Origin of the sequence: Mesorhizobium sp. M5C.F.Ca.ET.164.01.1.1, from assembly GCF_004792125.1 — a bacterium.
Classification (GTDB): Bacteria; Pseudomonadota; Alphaproteobacteria; order Rhizobiales; family Rhizobiaceae; genus Mesorhizobium; species Mesorhizobium wenxiniae.
In genome coordinates this window covers 1-469 of the sequence record NZ_SRTG01000092.1, presented here as the reverse complement: position 1 = coordinate 469, position 469 = coordinate 1, and the positions used below count along the sequence as shown (strand labels likewise).

Sequence of the window (469 nt, the reverse complement as noted above, 5' to 3'; positions counted from 1 at the left end):
GATCAGGCTCGCCTCCGGCCCGTCCTCGTCGGGCAGGCTGGTGCCATGGGCCGCCGCCATGTCGTCGAGATCGCAGAGATCGCCGACAGCCATCATGCCGCGCGGCCGGTTGCGCGCCATCCAGGTGTAGGAGGTGTTGCGCACGATGGTCAGCAGCCAGGCACGGGCATTGCCGCCGGCATAGCCTGATATGCCGGCATGCGCCTTGATGCAGGCGTCCTGCACGACATCCTCGGCGTCCGCCGCGTTGCCGGTCAACCAGCGGGCGAGCGACAGCGGGTCGCCGAGATGCGGCAGCACCACCTCGGCAAAACGCGCAGCCAGCACCTTTTCGCTCAACACCGTTCCACCGTCAGGCGCTCCCGCCAGGGCTTTGCGGCCGCCTTCAGCGGACGGCGGCGGTCCGTCCCTGCTCGTGCGGGTGAAGATCGCGATTGCAGGCGAAGGCGCCTGCTTTGCTGGAGGTGAA

General features: G+C 68.7%; 1 protein-coding gene. It reads right to left on the bottom strand.

The window, feature by feature from the left end:
• The coding region (locus EN807_RS32560; RefSeq protein WP_281405241.1) for a sigma factor at positions 1-339 on the bottom strand (339 nt) is incomplete at its 3' end.
• Between the last annotated feature and the right edge of the window lie 130 nt (positions 340-469).